12 protein-coding genes and 1 tRNA gene are annotated in these 16,421 nt (G+C 58.9%); 3 read left to right on the forward strand and 10 right to left on the reverse strand.

What is annotated here, in order from left to right:
• Positions 1-40: 40 nt before the first annotated feature.
• From AC2FJ6_RS01210 to recA, 4 genes are all read right to left on the reverse strand, one after another.
• Positions 41-664, reverse strand: coding sequence for a transglutaminase-like cysteine peptidase (locus tag AC2FJ6_RS01210; RefSeq protein ID WP_480504287.1), 624 nt, complete (start codon positions 662-664; stop codon positions 41-43).
• A gap of 364 nt (positions 665-1,028) precedes the next feature.
• Positions 1,029-1,316, reverse strand: a complete 288-nt coding sequence (locus tag AC2FJ6_RS01215; protein WP_170769795.1) for a DUF1330 domain-containing protein — start codon at positions 1,314-1,316, stop codon at positions 1,029-1,031.
• A 1-nt stretch (position 1,317) separates the two neighbouring features.
• On the reverse strand, positions 1,318-3,987 hold the full coding sequence (alaS, locus tag AC2FJ6_RS01220; protein ID WP_496668245.1) for an alanine--tRNA ligase: 2,670 nt from the start codon (positions 3,985-3,987) through the stop codon (positions 1,318-1,320).
• A 138-nt stretch (positions 3,988-4,125) separates the two neighbouring features.
• Positions 4,126-5,193, reverse strand: coding sequence for a recombinase RecA (gene recA, locus AC2FJ6_RS01225; RefSeq protein ID WP_170354230.1), 1,068 nt, complete (start codon positions 5,191-5,193; stop codon positions 4,126-4,128).
• Positions 5,194-5,385: 192 nt separating this feature from the next.
• Between recA and AC2FJ6_RS01230 the strand changes: the two genes are divergently transcribed.
• Positions 5,386-5,979: a sulfotransferase family 2 domain-containing protein gene (locus tag AC2FJ6_RS01230; protein WP_170769797.1), complete on the forward strand. Its 594-nt coding sequence runs from the start codon at positions 5,386-5,388 to the stop codon at positions 5,977-5,979.
• A 5-nt stretch (positions 5,980-5,984) separates the two neighbouring features.
• Here AC2FJ6_RS01230 and AC2FJ6_RS01235 read toward each other — a convergent pair whose 3' ends face one another.
• The 3 genes from AC2FJ6_RS01235 to guaB all read right to left on the reverse strand — a co-directional run bounded on the left by AC2FJ6_RS01235 (position 5,985) and on the right by guaB (position 11,061).
• Positions 5,985-8,276: an ATP-binding protein gene (locus AC2FJ6_RS01235; protein ID WP_496668247.1), complete on the reverse strand. Its 2,292-nt coding sequence runs from the start codon at positions 8,274-8,276 to the stop codon at positions 5,985-5,987.
• A 105-nt stretch (positions 8,277-8,381) separates the two neighbouring features.
• The gene (locus tag AC2FJ6_RS01240) at positions 8,382-9,539 is read right to left on the reverse strand and encodes an RsmB/NOP family class I SAM-dependent RNA methyltransferase (protein ID WP_496668249.1); all 1,158 of its coding nucleotides are present in this window, start codon (positions 9,537-9,539) and stop codon (positions 8,382-8,384) included.
• Between the two features lie 73 nt (positions 9,540-9,612).
• Complete coding sequence (gene guaB, locus AC2FJ6_RS01245; protein ID WP_170769800.1) at positions 9,613-11,061, reverse strand: IMP dehydrogenase; 1,449 nt, start codon at positions 11,059-11,061, stop codon at positions 9,613-9,615.
• Between the two features lie 217 nt (positions 11,062-11,278).
• Here guaB and AC2FJ6_RS01250 point away from each other — a divergent pair, with 217 nt between their 5' ends.
• Together AC2FJ6_RS01250 and AC2FJ6_RS01255 are read left to right on the forward strand one after the other, a co-directional pair.
• On the forward strand, positions 11,279-13,324 hold the full coding sequence (locus tag AC2FJ6_RS01250) for an ASKHA domain-containing protein (RefSeq protein ID WP_170769801.1): 2,046 nt from the start codon (positions 11,279-11,281) through the stop codon (positions 13,322-13,324).
• A gap of 24 nt (positions 13,325-13,348) precedes the next feature.
• On the forward strand, positions 13,349-14,206 hold the full coding sequence (locus AC2FJ6_RS01255; RefSeq protein ID WP_170769802.1) for a class I SAM-dependent methyltransferase: 858 nt from the start codon (positions 13,349-13,351) through the stop codon (positions 14,204-14,206).
• A 16-nt stretch (positions 14,207-14,222) separates the two neighbouring features.
• Here AC2FJ6_RS01255 and AC2FJ6_RS01260 read toward each other — a convergent pair.
• The 3 genes from AC2FJ6_RS01260 to AC2FJ6_RS01270 form a co-directional block, all read right to left on the reverse strand.
• Positions 14,223-14,296: transfer RNA gene (locus tag AC2FJ6_RS01260), tRNA-Gly, on the reverse strand.
• Between the two features lie 127 nt (positions 14,297-14,423).
• Positions 14,424-15,485: a methyltetrahydrofolate cobalamin methyltransferase gene (locus tag AC2FJ6_RS01265; protein ID WP_170769803.1), complete on the reverse strand. Its 1,062-nt coding sequence runs from the start codon at positions 15,483-15,485 to the stop codon at positions 14,424-14,426.
• Positions 15,486-15,494: 9 nt separating this feature from the next.
• Complete coding sequence (locus AC2FJ6_RS01270) at positions 15,495-16,421, reverse strand: methylenetetrahydrofolate reductase (protein ID WP_480873922.1); 927 nt, start codon at positions 16,419-16,421, stop codon at positions 15,495-15,497.

Consider the following 16,421-nt stretch of genomic DNA (forward strand, 5'->3'; position numbering starts at 1 on the left):
TCGCCTCTTTTTTCGTCCTGCGCTCTAATATCGGGTCACGCTAAGAACGCCCGTAGACTCCCACCCAACTGCTGGGTTTCCGGGGGTCTTGCATCCGCAAGAAGAAATAGCGGGTATCCGACCAGCGTTTGATCCGGTTGGTTAGATTGTCCAAAACCAAATCTCCTGATGCGGACCGATAGACCAGAACGGCATGCGCGTTTCTCTGTCGGTCAAGCACTGTGGCGATCAAAAGCTTGCTGGGATCAATACCTGCTCGGATCAGGTCACGTTTCTTCAGCAGGGCAAAATCCTCGCAATCACCGCCAAGCGAAGTCGGCAACGCCCAGCGTTCGCGCGTGCGGTACTGCGATTGGTCGGTCACTTCACGCGTCGTCGCATTTACGCGGCGGTTCACACGGTTCACAATCTGCATCTCTTGCTGACTGGTCAGCACGACCGAGCGCTTGCTGGAACAGGCCCAAGTATATTGTCGGCACAATTGTCGCGCACCTGAAGGTGGGGGAGACGAAACAGCTGTCTGGATAAAGCTGTTTTCACGGGCTTCGGCCGGGGCGGGTGCAAAAAGTGCCCCGGATGCCAATGCAGCTAGGCCAACAGCCCGAGCCGTCGCAGGTACAAGGCGCCCAACAACGGTTCCGAGTTCACTGCCAAACGATTTCATGCCTGTCCCTCGATCCTGGTTCATCCAAGCGATTGCCGACAAACCGGACCGTATCCCCATTTCGGAAACTATCGGTAAACGGGCACGTCGACGCAATCTAAGGGAAAATTGACGGGGAAAAGAGGCGGAAATTCGTCACTCAATATGACCATTTCAGGCAAGAATTGCGGTGCTGCTGTCACAATTGTGGGGCGCGCGCTTTGTTCCGCCTCAACGGATAACAAATCAACTATTTGAAAATAAAAGATTCTCTGAAATCAAATTAATGACCCAATCGATACATAGCAAAACTTGTCCGACTGGGCCAAAATCCGCGCATCAAAGTGCTGTCACCCTTCAAAGGTACACGACAGCAGGTGCGATTCTATTCGGTGATCTCAACAACCACCAATTCTCGCTCGCTTGCATCACGTGCGAAATCCAGCGCAGCCTGATATTCATCCGAGTTGTAACACTCGACCGCGGCCTCAAGCGATGGAAAGCGCGCGACCACATTGCGCGGGCGTTCTTTGCCTTCAAGTTGTACAAAGCGTGCCGCGCGCGCGATGAATGTTCCACCATGCTTGGCAATCGCCGGTCCGGCCAATTCTGCATATTTCCCATATGCTTCTGTGTCCGTCACCGTCACATGTGCAATCCAGAGAGCTGCCATATTATCCTCCCAAAACGTGTTCGGCCGCTTTGATCGCAGCCTCGGAATTTGTAGCGTCCTTACCACCACCTTGTGCCATGTCGGGGCGACCACCGCCGCCTTTGCCACCCAGTTCGGCCACCGCCGCGCGCACCAGATCCACGGCCGAGACCTTATCGGTAAGATCCGGGGTCACGCCGGCGGCCACCGCCGCCTTGCCGCCCGCATCCGCGATCAGCAGAACAGCGCCCGTGCCAAGACGGCTTTTGTGTTCGTCGATCAAAGCAGGAAGGTCTTTGCCAGACACGCCTGTAAGGGCCTGTGCCAGGAACGGCACACCGTTCACGTCCTTGGCCTCGGCACTGCCTTGCCCTGAACCGCCTGCCATCGCCAGATCACGTCTCAGTTGCGCCACTTCGTTCTGCAATGCCTTGCGCTCGTCCAGCAGGGATTTCACCCGGCCAATAACATCATCGGGCTGCGCTTTCAGCTCGAGTGCAACTTGCGCCAGACGGTGATCCTGCGCCGACAGATAGCGGAAGGCGGCATCCCCAGTCAGGGCCTCGATCCGACGCACACCGGCACTGCTGGCACTGTCGCCCAGCACAACGAAAGTGCCAATATCTCCGGTCTGACGCACATGCGTACCGCCGCACAGCTCGATGGACCAGGTTTCACCGTCCTGACCTTTGCCAGTTGCCGCTTTGCCCATCGACACGACGCGCACTTCGTCACCATATTTCTCGCCAAACAGCGCCTGAGCGCCCAATGCGCGCGCATCCTCCGGTGTCATGATCCGTGTTTCAACGGCCGAGTTCTGTCGGATGAAGTCGTTCACCTCCCGCTCGACTTTCTGGATTTCGTCAAGAGCAAGCGCCTTAGAATGACTGAAATCGAACCGCAAACGATCCGCTGCATTCAAAGACCCCCGCTGGGCTACATGATCGCCCAGCGTTTCGCGCAACGCCTCGTGCAGCAGGTGAGTGGCCGAGTGGTTCGCCCGGATCGCGCTGCGGCGGGTGTGATCGACCTCAAGCTCGACCCCGTCGCCTTTGGATAGCGTGCCCTGGCTGACGGTCACCTTATGCGCATAGACCTTACCTTCGGCAAATTTGCGCGTGTCTTCGACCTTGGCCACGTCCTGCATATTCTCGAGCCGCCGGATTTCACCGGTATCCCCGACCTGACCACCGGCCTCACCATAGAACGGGGTCTGGTTCACGATAACCCAACCGGTGCCACCCTGCTCGATGGTGTCGACCAGCGCGCCATCCACGACCAGAGCAGCCACCTGCCCTTCGGCTTTTTCGGTATCATAGCCAAGGAAATCCGTGGCCCCGGCGCTATCCAGCACGTCAAACCAAACGGCCTGATCCGCCGCCTCGCCCGAGCCCGCCCAGGCAGCGCGCGCCTTGGCCTTTTGTTCGGCCATGGCTGCATCGAACCCGTCGGTATCCACGGTCCGGCCCTTTTCACGCAGCGCATCCTGCGTCAAGTCCAGCGGGAAGCCATATGTGTCGTACAGTTTGAACGCCGCATCGCCGGGCAGAGCCTCACCTTCGGGCAGTCCCGCGACCTCATCATCCAGCAGTTTCAGACCGCGATCGAGGGTCTGCTTGAACCGGGTTTCCTCCAGCAGCAGCGTTTCTTCGATCAGCGCCTGCGCCTGCCCCAGTTCTGTATATTGCGCGCCCATCAACTGCACCAGCGAGGGCACAAGGCGATGCATCACCGGGTCCCTTGCACCCAGCAAATGCGCATGGCGCATTGCACGGCGCATGATCCGGCGTAGAACGTAACCGCGGCCGTCATTGCTGGGCATCACGCCATCGGCAATCAGGAACGAGGTCGACCGCAGGTGATCCGCAATCACGCGGTGATGCACGTTCTGATCGCCATAAGGATCCACACCGGTGGCATCGGCAGACGCTTCGATCAGCGTTTTGAACAGGTCCGTGTCATAGTTGTCATGACTGCCCTGTAGCAGAGCGCCGATCCGCTCCAGCCCCATGCCAGTGTCGATGGACTGCATGTCCAGTTCCACCATCGAGCCGTCCTCAAACTGCTCATTCTGCATGAACACGATGTTCCAGATTTCGATGAAGCGGTCGCCGTCTTCCTCGGCCGAACCCGGAGGGCCGCCCCAGATGTGGTCGCCATGGTCATAGAAAATCTCGGTGCATGGACCACAGGGACCGGTCGGGCCCATCTGCCAGAAATTGTCATTGGTGGCGATGCGGATGATCCGGTCTTCGGGCACGCCGACCTTTTTCCAGATCTCGAATGCCTCATCGTCGGTGTGATAGACCGTGGTTAGCAGGCGGTTCTTGTCGATGCCGAATTCCTTGGTGATCAGCTCCCACGCGAAGGGGATCGCATCATGCTTGAAATAGTCCCCGAACGAGAAATTCCCCAGCATCTCAAAGAATGTGTGGTGGCGCGCGGTGTAGCCCACATTGTCCAGATCGTTGTGTTTTCCACCTGCGCGCACACATTTCTGCGCAGTGGTCGCCCGGCTGTAGTCGCGCGTCTCAAGCCCGGTGAACAGGTTCTTGAACTGCACCATGCCCGAGTTCACGAACATCAGGGTCGGGTCATTGCGCGGCACGAGCGGGCTTGAAGCCACAACCTCATGCCCCTGTTTGGCGAAATAGTTCAGAAAGGTCGATCGGATATCGTTCAGCGTGGGCATAAGGCTCTCTCAGCGCGCAATCATCTTGTTCGAAAACGGGTTTATCGCTGTCCCTGCGGATAGTCCACAGGGGAGGCCACGCAAACGAAACAAGGCGGCCCCAATGGACCGCCCCGCGTTCACAATTCCGGGATGCCGTCAGGCTTCGAGAATATCGTCATCCTCAGTGGCACCGGGCGGCATGTCGAAGTCCAACCCATGCGCGGCGCGGATCTTGTCCTCAATCTCCAACGCCGAGCGACTGTTATCGCGCAGATATTGTTTGGCATTCTCTCGCCCCTGCCCGATCCGCTCGTCCCCGTAGCTGAACCAAGAGCCCGACTTCTCAACCACACCGGCCTTAACGCCCAGATCCAGCAGCTCGCCCATCTTGCTGATGCCTTCGCCATACATGATGTCGAATTCCACCTGCTTGAACGGCGGGGCCACCTTGTTTTTTACAACTTTGACGCGGGTCTGGTTGCCGACAACCTCATCGCGGTCCTTAATCGCGCCGATACGCCGAATGTCCAAACGCACCGAGCTGTAGAATTTCAGCGCGTTGCCCCCAGTGGTCGTCTCCGGGCTGCCAAACATGACGCCGATTTTCATCCGAATCTGGTTAATGAAGATCACCATACAATTCGAACGGCTGATCGAGCCGGTCAGCTTGCGCATCGCCTGGCTCATCAGACGGGCCTGCACGCCGACATTGCTGTCGCCCATGTCGCCCTCCAGCTCAGATTTCGGCGTCAGCGCCGCGACCGAGTCGACCACAACCATATTCACCGCACCCGAGCGCACCAGAGTATCAGTGATCTCAAGCGCCTGCTCGCCCGTGTCGGGCTGCGAGATCAGCAACTCATCCAGATCGACACCCAGCTTACGAGCATATTGCGGGTCCAACGCGTGTTCCGCGTCAACGAACGCACAGACACCGCCGCGCTTTTGCTGTTCTGCAATACAATGCAGCGTCAGCGTGGTCTTGCCCGAACTTTCTGGCCCGTAAATCTCAACAATTCGGCCCATCGGCAGCCCGCCAATCCCCAGCGCGATATCCAGACCCAGCGATCCGGTCGAGCTGGCCTCGATATCCTGTTTGGAATCCTCGCCCAGCTTCATGATCGAGCCCTTGCCGAACTGCCGTTCAATCTGGGCCAGCGCGCTGTCGAGCGCCTTTTGCTTGTCTGCGTTTTTCTTGTCGCTCATCGTCAGAAGATCCGCCATTGTCCTGTCGCCTTCTCTTGTGTCACACCCTTGAACGGGCGGCAATCACTGCTTTGTTCGCCTCTTGTTCCTTATGAGGCCAAAAAGAGAACATTTCAACTAAAACTTACAGAACTTACCTTTCGGCAATTGTGTTAAAGAGTCGTTTACGCCAATCTGCAAAAAAGAATGAACTCTGACAGGGACGATTAAATGCTTGTTTTCTATGAGGAACGTCTTGCATTTCTGTCCGTCCCCAAAACCGGCAGCACCGCTTACCACAGCGCTTTGCGGGACCGGGCGGATATCGTTGTCACAGGACCGCCCGACCTGAAACATGCTCCGGTCCGGCGCTATGACCGTTTCTTTCAGAACATTTTCAGAAAAATGCACGACACAGAGATGGAGATCATGGCCGTGGTCCGCGAACCGATCGACTGGCTGGGCAGTTGGTATCGATTCCGCAGCCGTCCCGAGCGGCTGAATCACCCTCATTCAACCCATGATCTCAGCTTTGACGACTATGTTCAGGCCTATATGCAATCCCCGCGTCCGGAATATGCGGATGTCGGCAGCCAGAGCCAGTTCTTCCGCACCCGCAGCAACGGATTCGGGGCGACGCACGTCTTCAAATATGAACATCAGGACAAAATCCTGAGCTTCCTACAATCCCGTCTGAATATGGAGATCACACTACCGCGCGAGAATGTCTCTCCCCTCCGTGACTTGACGCTAAGCGGCGAAACCGAGCGCAAATTCCGGCGCAAACATGCGGCCGAGTTCGCGTGTCACGACGCGGCCCTCTGACTGTTTCAGTTCAATTGCTGGAACACCGCTTCGGTCAGTTCGTTCAAGGAAAACGGCTTCGGCAGGAAAGCCGAATGCGCAAGCTCGGGACCCGAGTCGCCAAATGCCCCTTCGGTATATCCCGACATGAAAATGACGCGGACATCTGGACGGTCTTTCATCGCCTGACGCACCCAGGTTGGGCCATCCATGCCCGGCATCACCACGTCGGTGACGAAGAGATCGACATTCAGGGCCCCGTCTTCCAGCAGATGCAGCGCCTCTTCCGCCGAAGCTGCTTCCAAAACGGTATAGCCCTTCAGGCGCAGCGCGCGGGTTGCAAAGGCGCGCACCGGTGCTTCATCCTCGACCAGCAGAACCACGCCTTCACCCTGACGCGCAGCCTGTGCTTGCGGTGCCTGCACGGCGGGCTCTTCGACACGTTCGGATGCGGTTGAGACTGGCAGATAAACCGTAAACTCGGTTCCCCGGCCCAAAACGCTGTCAACAAAGATGAAACCGCCGGTCTGTTTCACAATACCGTAGACCGTTGACAGGCCTAGCCCCGTCCCCTCGCCCGTACGTTTAGTTGTGTAGAAAGGCTCGAACACTTTTTGCAATTTGTCCGCCGGAATACCCGTACCACTATCGATCACCTTGACGGTGACATACTCGCCCGGCTGCGCTGTAGCGCGATCGCGGCGCAGAGGTTCAGTCAGCGACACCACTTCAGTCTCGATCCGCACCTCGCCACCTTCGGGCATGGCGTCGCGGGCATTCACGACTAGATTCATGAACACTTGTTCCAACTGCCGCTTGTCGGCACGCACCGGCTTCAGCACTGGATCATGGCTGAGGATCAGGCGGATTTTCTCACCCACCAGCCGGTTCAACAGATGGATCAGGTCCGAGATCGTGTCCCGCAAGTCCAACACCTCGGGCTGCAAGGTCTGCTTGCGAGAGAAGGCCAGCAACTGACTGACCAGAGCTGCCGCCCTGTTGGCATTCTGGTTAATCTGCACCAGATCACCATAGTTAGGATCATTCTGATCATGCCGTAGCAGCAACAGGTCACAATGCCCCGAAATCGCCGTCAGCAAGTTGTTGAAATCATGCGCCACGCCCCCGGCCAACTGACCGACGGCCTGCATCTTTTGGCCCTGTACGAATTGTGCCTCAAGCGTCTTGAGTTCGGTGGCATCGTTCAGAACCGCGATCAGGCAGACCTCGCCGTTATTTACCACGCGGCTCAGCGTCACCTGCACGAACATCTCTTTGTCCTGCCTTGGCAAGCGCAGAAACTCCGAACTTGGCGGGCTGTCTTCGGCCGCTGCGCGGGCCAGCCAATCCAAGATGGGATAGCCGAGCCCCTGCATAATCTGGACAACATTTGTCTGGCCTGGAACGATCTCGCCAACAAGTTTCACGGCCAGCCGGTTGGCGTCCAGAATTTCTCCGTTCGGCGACAGACACATGATGGCAACCGGAAGGTCAGCAAACGGAGCCTCAGTTCGAGGAGTGTTTGAAGTGTCCACTGGAACCAGAGCCAAGTCGACGACCGATCCCGATTTGGACAGTTCCTTAGTGACCACGGAAACCGAACCAACCTTGGTGTCAATCGAGACGATTTTACCATCCTCAGGCGGCTCACTGGAAAGGAGCTGTTTAGCTGTTTCCGGTGTCTGACCCAGAAGATGTTTCGCCATCCTGTTGGAACGTATCACTGCTCCGTTGCGTCCAAGCGTCACTACCGGGACCGAAACGTCTTCCCACTGACCCAGCGCTTCAAGATGAAACCGCCAGCAAAACAAGTCATTGTTTACCTCAAACACCGATATCGGAACGGTTGAACCGACGGAAACAACCTCTTCCCGCGCTTTGCCGTGGATTTCGGCCATTGCCTGAAGGCGCAGTAAAATCGCCGCCGGATTAGCAAAAATGGCCGTAAGGCACTTATCAATTCGCGTGCCTGGCGTTGCATGAAACCGTTCACGTGCGGCGGTGTTTGCGGTCAGAATGACGCCATCTGCATTGGCGGTGATGCAGGGAAACAGGTCTTGTTCCGCAAACGTTGCCATCACCCCCGCGGATTTCTTCGTGGCCCAATCCATGATGCCACCACGTGCCGCAACCAGCGCACCTGCCGCTAAAAGCGAGCTTCCCGCAACGATAACCCCCCCACCCCAGCCGCCCGGCAACACGCCTGCCAAGGGGGCTATGGCGACCAGAATTCCAACAACAGCCAACAGCGTCAGCCGCGCCGCTGCCGGAGTTTTGCGAAGGGCGAGGTCGGAAAAAACATCTGTGGTTTCTGACATAAACAACTCTGGTCTTGGGGCGTTCGCGCAAGTGAGCCCAAAATAGGTTAATGTCCGTTTAATGAAATTCAGACACTCTCCTCAAGGTTGTTATTTCGCTACCACCTAACGCGTCAAGTGCGCTGCAAAGAACCCATCCGTTCCGTGGGACGCCAGCCACAGTTTACGAAAACTCTCTGACCAGTCAGGATGGGCGGACGTAAATTTATCTACTACGGCACCGTTTTCCTCGTTCAGCATCGAGCATGTAGCATAAGCCAGCACACCGCCCGCATCGACCAAGACAGACGTGTCTGACAGAATTCGGGATTGAAGCGCCGTCAATTCAGTCAGCCGTTGCGTATCCAACGCCCATTTCCCCGCCGGCGCCCGCCGCCACGAGCCGCTGCCGGAACAAGGCGCATCAACAAGCAAGATGTCGAAAGGCGCATGGCGGGCGATCTCGTCGGTTGCAAGTATCTTGATCCGCGCGCCCGCCCGCTCGGTTCGTGCGGGCAAATCGCGCATCCGTCCGGGGTTCACGTCATGGGCAAAGACCTCAACCCCGGAATGAGCCGCCAAAGCCAGAGATTTCCCCCCGCCGCCAGCGCAATAGTCCAGAACGCGCAGGCCCGGTCGCAACTCCAGTGCTGCCACAACGGCCTGACTGGCCGCATCCTGCAATTCAATCACACCTTCGGAATAAGCGCGGCTTTGCGCAATCTTGCGCGCGCCTTCCCCAATCTCCAGCGCGGTGTCACAAGCCGGGTGTTCTTGCGCCACTATTCCGTCGGTCGCCAAAGCGGCAATAGCACCTGCCCGATCTGACTTGGACAGGTTGACCCGCACGTGAACCGGCGCCCGGTTTTGCAGTGCCTGGGCAACCGCCACTGCCTCATCTCCCAGAAACGTTTGAAACATGGGCCACAACCAGTCGGGGATGTCATAGCGCTCGGCATCCGACGCGAAATCGCGACCCGCTTCGTCATCGGTCAGCGCATCTGGCGCATGACCCTGACCCGTGAACGTTTCAGCCAAATCCGCCCCAACGGCACGCAACGCGCCGATCATCAGGCCACGCCCGGTTTCAGCCCCGCCCAATGCGGCATACGAGCGCTTGCACCGCAGTACCTGAAACACGTGATCCCGTATCGCGGCCCGGTCCTTGGAGCCCGCAAACCGGCTGCGCCGCGCCCAGCCCGTCAACGCTTTTTCAACCGGAACACCTAAAAGTATCTGATCAAGAATCTCGATCGAGGCCTGTACGCGCGCTGCTGGGATCATAGGTCTGTCCGATAAGGTGGCTGGAATGCAAAACGGCGCCCAAACCGAGCGCCGTGTTGCAATGGTTTAGGTTTTACATCACCCGATAGTTCGGGCTTTCGCGCGTAATCTGCACGTCATGCACGTGGCTTTCTTTCAGCCCTGCACCCGTGATCTTTACGAAATTGCAGTTCCTGCGCATCTCTTCCACGGTGGCACAGCCGGTATATCCCATGGCCGCGCGCAGACCGCCGACCAGTTGATGCACCACCGCGCTAGCAGATCCCTTATAAGGCACCTGCCCCTCGATCCCTTCAGGAACCAGTTTGTCGTTGGCGGCATCCTTCTGGAAATAGCGATCGGCCGAGCCGCGCGCCATTGCGCCCAGGCTGCCCATGCCACGATAGGATTTGAACGAACGGCCCTGATACAGAATGACCTCACCCGGGCTTTCATCGGTGCCCGCAATCATCGAACCGACCATGGCGCAGGACGCCCCCGCGGCAATCGCCTTGGCGAAATCACCCGAGAACTTGATGCCGCCATCGGCAATCACCGGCACGTCTCCGGCGGCTGAGGCACAATCCATGATCGCCGTCAGCTGCGGCACGCCCACGCCAGCCACCATCCGCGTGGTACAGATCGAGCCCGGCCCGATCCCAACCTTGATCGCATCCGCACCCGCATCAATCAGCGCCTTGGTCGCGTCGCCGGTCGCGACGTTTCCCGCGATGATCTGAACTTCGTTCGACAGGGTCTTCACCCGCTTCACCGCGTCCAACACACCTTGCGAATGGCCATGCGCGGTGTCCACAACGATGATGTCGACGCCGGAATCCACCAATTGCTCGGACCGCTCAAAACCTGCGTCCCCGACCGAAGTCGCCGCTGCAACACGCAGGCGGCCCAGACGGTCCTTGCAGGCTGTGGGGTTAAGCACTGCTTGTTCGGTGTCTTTCAGGGTTAGCAGGCCGGTCAGCTTGCCTGCGCCATCTACGACCAGCAACTTTTCGATCCGGCGCGCCTTCATCAGACTTTTGGCTTCTTCCAGATCAGCAGGCTCCTGAAGCATTGCCAGATTGTCGGTGGTCATCATCGCGTGGATCGGCGTGTCGTCCGAGGTCGCAAAGCGCATGTCACGGTTGGTCACAATACCCACGACGCGACCATCAGGATCGACCACAGGGAAGCCGGTGAAGTTGTACCGCTCGACTAGCGCCTGCGCGTCGGCCAGCGTCTGTTCAGCGCGCAATGTCACGGGGTTATAAACGATACCGGATTCGAACCGCTTGACCCGGCGCACTTCGCGGGCCTGCTCCTCGGTCGTCAGGTTCTTGTGGATCACACCGATCCCACCGGCCTGCGCCATAGCAATCGCCATTCGCGCCTCGGTCACCGTGTCCATCGCCGAGCTGAGCAGCGGAATGTTCATGGTAATCTCGCGCGTCACACGCGTGGTCGTATCCGCCGTCGCGGGCAGCACAGAAGATGCGCCCGGAACCAGAAGTACGTCGTCAAAGGTGAGTGCCTCACGAATCTGCATCTGCTAACCCCATGCAAAACCCCGTTTGACGGCGACCCTATGACATGGATTGAACCCAAGGGAAAGCCCCTGATCTGAACTAGTTTTCTCCTGCGGGACATTGCCGCGGCAAAAAACGACGCAACCGGCGACAAACGTGCCGCTGATTGGCCTTTCCCTTTGCGCACAAACCCATATCTTCCCCGGCATACGCGCGAATACAAAAGGCAGGCCAGATATGACCACCGACCCCCTTGTCGTCTTTACCCCCTCGGGCAAACGCGGGCATTTCCCCGTCGGCACCCCGGTTCTGACCGTCGCCCGGCAGTTGGGCGTCGATCTGGACTCGGTCTGCGGCGGGCGTGGGATTTGCTCGAAATGTCAGATCACACCCAGCTATGGCGAGTTTCCCAAGCACGGTGTCACCGTATCCGAGGACGCGCTGAGCGAATGGAATGCGGTTGAACAACGCTATGACGACAAACGCGGGCTCAAGCCTGGCCGCCGTCTGGGCTGTCAGGCGACGGTTCAGGGCGATATCGTGATCGACGTGCCGCCTGAGTCTCAGGTCCATCGTCAGGTCGTCCGCAAAGCGGCTGCCGCACGCGCCATCACCATGGACCCGGCGACGCGGCTGTATTTCGTGGTGGTCGAGGAACCCGACATGCACTCGCCCACCGGCGATCTGGAGCGGTTGGAACGCGCCCTGCGCCAGCAGTGGAACATTGAGGCCGTCACCGCCGATCTGTCGCTGATGGCCAAGTTGCAACCGGTGCTGCGCAAAGGCAAATGGGAGGTCACGGTAGCCGTCCACAAAGGCCACAAGGATGAGGTCGCCAAGGTGGTCGAAATTTGGCCCGGCCTGCATGAACAAGGGCTGTACGGTCTGGCCATCGACCTTGGCTCAACCACCGTCGCCGCCCACCTGACCGATCTGGAAACCGGTGAGGTCAAGGCCTCGTCTGGCCTGATGAACCCGCAGATCCGCTTTGGCGAAGACCTGATGAGTCGCGTCTCCTACGCCATGATGAACCCCGGCGGCGATCAGGAAATGACCCGCGCGGTGCGCGAGGCGATCAACGATCTGACCATCTCCATTGCCGAGGAGGCCGGGATCGACGCCGCGCTGATCGTGGAGACGGTCTTCGTCTGCAACCCGGTCATGCACCACCTGCTGCTGGGTCTGGACCCGGTCGAGCTGGGGCAGGCCCCCTTCGCGCTCGCCACATCCGAGAGCATGTCCTTGCCCGCACGTGAGATGGACCTGACCAAGATGAACCCGCGCGCGCAGGTTTATATCCTACCCTGTATTGCGGGACATGTGGGCGCCGACTGTGCTGCCGTTGCGCTCTCCGAGGAACCCGGCAAGTCCGAAGACCTTGTGCTGATCGTGGACGTGGGCACCAACGCTGAAATCCTGTTGGGCAACACCACACGCGTGCTGGCCTGTTCCTCGCCCACCGGCCCCGCGTTTGAGGGCGCGCAGATCAGTTCCGGCCAGCGCGCCGCCCCCGGCGCGATTGAGCGCATCGAAATTGACCCTGCAACCAAGGAACCCCGCTTCCGCATCATCGGATCGGACAAGTGGTCGGACGAAGACGGCTTTGATCAGGATATCGCCACCACCGGGATCACTGGCATCTGTGGCTCGGGCATTATCGAGGCTGTGGCCGAGATGCGCATCGCCGGGCTGCTGGATGAAAGCGGCTTGATCGGGTCCGCCGAGCAAACCGGCACCGCCCGCTGCGTACCCGAAGGCCGCACCCACGCCTATCTGATCCACGATGCCAGCGCCGAGGGCGGCCCGCGTATCACCGTGACCCAAGGTGACATCCGCGCCATCCAGCTGGCGAAATCGGCACTCTATGCCGGTGCGCGCCTGCTGATGGATGAGATGGAGGTCGACACCGTTGACCGCGTGGTTCTGGCCGGGGCGTTCGGTGCCCATATCTCGACCAAACACGCGATGGTTCTGGGCATGATCCCAGACGCGCCGCTGGACAAGGTTTCCAGCGCGGGCAACGCGGCTGGCACCGGTGCCCGGATCGCCTTGTGCAACATCGGATCGCGTAAGGAAATCGAGCGTGTTGTGCGCGAGATCACCAAGGTCGAAACCGCCATCGAGCCCAAGTTTCAGGACCATTTCGTCGCCGCCAACGCGATCCCGCACAAAACCGACCCGTTCCCAGAACTGGCGCAGGTGGTCACCCTGCCCGCGCCGTCCTTCAACACCGGCGGCGGGGATGACGAAAAATCTGGCCGTCGTCGCCGCCGCAGGTCATAGTCGGATCAAACGACGGAGGCCCCAATGCACACACCGAACGAAGAACAGGCTGAGTATTGGGGCAAGTCGCTGTCGGGCGTGAAATGGCTGACATACGAGGATCAGTTGGATCACGTATTCACCCCAGTGCTGGACCTTGTTCTAAGCCGCGCCAATATTGTCGAAGGTATGCGGGTATTGGATATCGGATGTGGCACCGGCGTCAGTTCGCTTGCAGCGGCGAAGCGTGTCGGCGGTTCGGGTCATGTCCAAAGCGCAGACATCTCTCAGGCCTTTCTGGACCGCGCTCAGGAACGCGCGCGCGCTGAAAACCTGACAAATATGAGTTTTCTTTACGCTGACGCCCAGACACAGGCTTTTGCGGAAGGCGAGTTCGATGCTGCGATTTCGAGGTTCGGGGTCATGTTCTTTCAGGACACGATTGCAGCATTCCGCAATATCGCAAGCGCGCTGAAACCCGGTGGACAGATGACTTTTGCCGCATGGGGGCCCCTTGCAGGCAATCCTTGGTTCAAGATTCCTCACGTCTCTGCCACGGCGCGGCTGGGCAATCCGCCCAAATATGGCCGATTTGCCCCCGGACCGCTTGCCTTTCACGATCTGGACTATGTCGCCGGGATGATGAACGACGCTGGACTGACCGACATCAAGGCAGACCCCGTGCCATTGTCCTTGCCTGGTTTCAACGGTGTGCCAGGCACCGCTGCGCTGTGTACGCGAGTTGGACCGGCGGCCCGTGTGATCGGCCATTTCAATGGAACCGACGAGGATGTAGCGGCCATTGAAGCCGACGTTGCCAAAAACCTTGAGCAATTCGACACCGAAAACGGCATCGAAATCCCGGCAATCATCAACCTGTTTCAGGCGCGCCGGGCCGCGTGATCTGATCTGGGAAAACTGGAGCGGGTAGCGGGAATCGAACCCGCGCGTTCAGCTTGGGAAGCTGACAGGCTACCATTACATCATACCCGCCGCGGGGTTGGGGATAGCATTGCCGCTTTCCCAAACACAAGTCGCAACCTTCACCAAAGGACAAGAAAATCCAGAACAAAAAAGGCCGGGCAGTTGGCCCGGCCTTCTGTTCTTTCTTGCCGACGGATCAGGCGCGACGACGACGGCCACCGCCGCGACGACCGCCTGCAGCACCGGCTGCTGCGGCTTCTTCAGGTGATTTGTTGAACTTGATCCATGCCCCGCCATGGGGGTCATTGTTGGTCAGCAGGTTAGCGGCGCGGATAGCCTCCATTTCCTTGCCGGCACGCGGCTGGGTCGAGCCCAGACCGAACAGTTGGCAGAAAGTCTCATCATCCATATCCGCAGGCAGAATGATACCTTTGGCTTCTACTTCGGCCTTCTTTTCAGCCAGCTTCTTGGGACCAACGGGCAGCGCGACCGGGTTCATGATCGCAGAGGTCATGCCTGCGCCCATCGCCATCGGCAGGAAGGCGTTGTTGATGCCGTGGCGGTTCGGCAGGCCGAACGAGATATTGGACGCGCCGCAAGTGGTATTCACGCCCAGCTCTTCACGCAAACGACGGACAAGCGCAAAAACCTGCTGGCCAGCGGTTGCCATCGCGCCGATGGGCATGACCAGCGGGTCAACCACGATGTCATGCGCCGGAATGCCGAAATCGGCTGCACGTTCCACGATCTTCTTGGCCACGTCGAACCGTACATCGGGGTCTTCGGAAATCCCGGTATCGTCATTCGAGATCGCCACAACCGGCACGTTGTATTTCTTGACCAGCGGCAGAACCAGCTCCAGGCGCTCTTCTTCACCGGTGACCGAGTTCAGCAGTGGACGACCTTCAGCCGCCTCAAGACCGGCTTCCAGAGCACCAGGAACCGAGCTGTCGATGCACAGCGGTACGTCGACCAGACCCTGCACCAACTCGACGATCTTGGTCATCAGCGGCGGCTCGGTCTCGTTCGGGTTGGGGTTCGAGTTGTAGACAACACCCGCGTTGATATCCAGAACGGTCGCGCCTGCCGCAACCTGTGCCAGCGCGTCTTTCTCAACAGTCGAGAAATCGCCCGCTTCCAGTTCCGCAGCCAGTTTCTTGCGGCCCGTGGGGTTGATCCGTTCACCGATCACGCAGAACGGTTCGTCAAAGCCCAGAACGGCGGTTTTTGTTTTTGATTCGACGACAGTACGGGTCATGTCCGTTCCTTAGGAGTTTGCAGGCTTTGCCGAAGCGCCGCCGTTGTTGATGGCCCAGGTGGCGTTGGTTTTGATACCGCCAAGTGGGAAGAAATGCACGTTGGTGATGTTGAAGTCCGGGTTGGCGGCCTTGTGGTTGGCCAACTCGGTCAGAACATCGTTGGGCTCGTAGGGCAGCAGCAGCTTGGACACGTCCATGGCGCGCTTTTGCAGAACCTTCAGCGAGGGGCCAACACCGCAGGCGATGGCGAATTTGATCAGGGTCTGCAGCTTGGCCGGACCCGCGATACCGATATGGATCGGCAAATCGATCCCTGCCTCTTTCAGGCTGTCGGCCCAAGCGATGATCGGTTTGGCGTCAAAGGCGAACTGAGTGGCCAACGCCATTTCGGCGTCGGTGGTTTCGCTGAATTTCTGTTTCCAGCGCAGCGCGTCTTCCACGTTCTTGGTCGAACCGTCCGGGTCAATATCCTTATTGCCCTCGGGGTGGCCTGCCACGTGCAGACGCTTGAAGCCTGCCTTGTCGAACAGACCGGTCTCCATCAGCTGCATCGAGCTGTGGAAATCGCCATGGGGTTTCTCGACACCACCGGCCAGCAGAAGCGCCTGCTCAACGCCCGCTTCGCCCTGATACATCGAAATCCAGTTTTCCAGCGTCCCGGCGTCCTTGATGATCCGCGCGGGGAAGTGCGGCATCACCGGATAGCCCTCGGCAGCGATGCGCTTGGCGGTCTTGACCATGTCCTCGATGGGCGTGCCCTCGATATGGGCGATGTAGACGCGAGTGCCTTCAGGCAGCAGCGCGCGGAAATCTTCGACCTTTTCGGCGGTGCGCGGCATCACCTCGATCGAATAGCCCTGCAAAAAGGCTTCGACGGTCGGGTTCACAGGGCCGTTTTCGGCGGCATCACGTTTTTTGAAGTTCAGCAAAGCCAT

The organism is Ruegeria sp. CDSA089 (assembly GCF_059612205.1).

Excerpts from the sequence above, each read along its gene's own strand:
- AC2FJ6_RS01210 (WP_480504287.1), bottom strand. The coding sequence starts at position 664 with ATGAAATCGTTTGGCAGTGAACTCGGAACCGTTGTTGGGCGCCTTGTA.
- AC2FJ6_RS01215 (WP_170769795.1), bottom strand. The coding sequence starts at position 1,316 with ATGGCAGCTCTCTGGATTGCACATGTGACGGTGACGGACACAGAAGCA.
- alaS (WP_496668245.1), bottom strand. The coding sequence starts at position 3,987 with ATGCCCACGCTGAACGATATCCGATCGACCTTTCTGAACTATTTCGCC.
- recA (WP_170354230.1), bottom strand. The coding sequence starts at position 5,193 with ATGGCGGATCTTCTGACGATGAGCGACAAGAAAAACGCAGACAAGCAA.
- AC2FJ6_RS01230 (WP_170769797.1), top strand. The coding sequence starts at position 5,386 with ATGCTTGTTTTCTATGAGGAACGTCTTGCATTTCTGTCCGTCCCCAAA.
- AC2FJ6_RS01235 (WP_496668247.1), bottom strand. The coding sequence starts at position 8,276 with ATGTCAGAAACCACAGATGTTTTTTCCGACCTCGCCCTTCGCAAAACT.
- AC2FJ6_RS01240 (WP_496668249.1), bottom strand. The coding sequence starts at position 9,539 with ATGATCCCAGCAGCGCGCGTACAGGCCTCGATCGAGATTCTTGATCAG.
- guaB (WP_170769800.1), bottom strand. The coding sequence starts at position 11,061 with ATGCAGATTCGTGAGGCACTCACCTTTGACGACGTACTTCTGGTTCCG.
- AC2FJ6_RS01250 (WP_170769801.1), top strand. The coding sequence starts at position 11,279 with ATGACCACCGACCCCCTTGTCGTCTTTACCCCCTCGGGCAAACGCGGG.
- AC2FJ6_RS01255 (WP_170769802.1), top strand. The coding sequence starts at position 13,349 with ATGCACACACCGAACGAAGAACAGGCTGAGTATTGGGGCAAGTCGCTG.
- AC2FJ6_RS01265 (WP_170769803.1), bottom strand. The coding sequence starts at position 15,485 with ATGACCCGTACTGTCGTCGAATCAAAAACAAAAACCGCCGTTCTGGGC.
- AC2FJ6_RS01270 (WP_480873922.1), bottom strand. The coding sequence starts at position 16,421 with ATGGCTTTGCTGAACTTCAAAAAACGTGATGCCGCCGAAAACGGCCCT.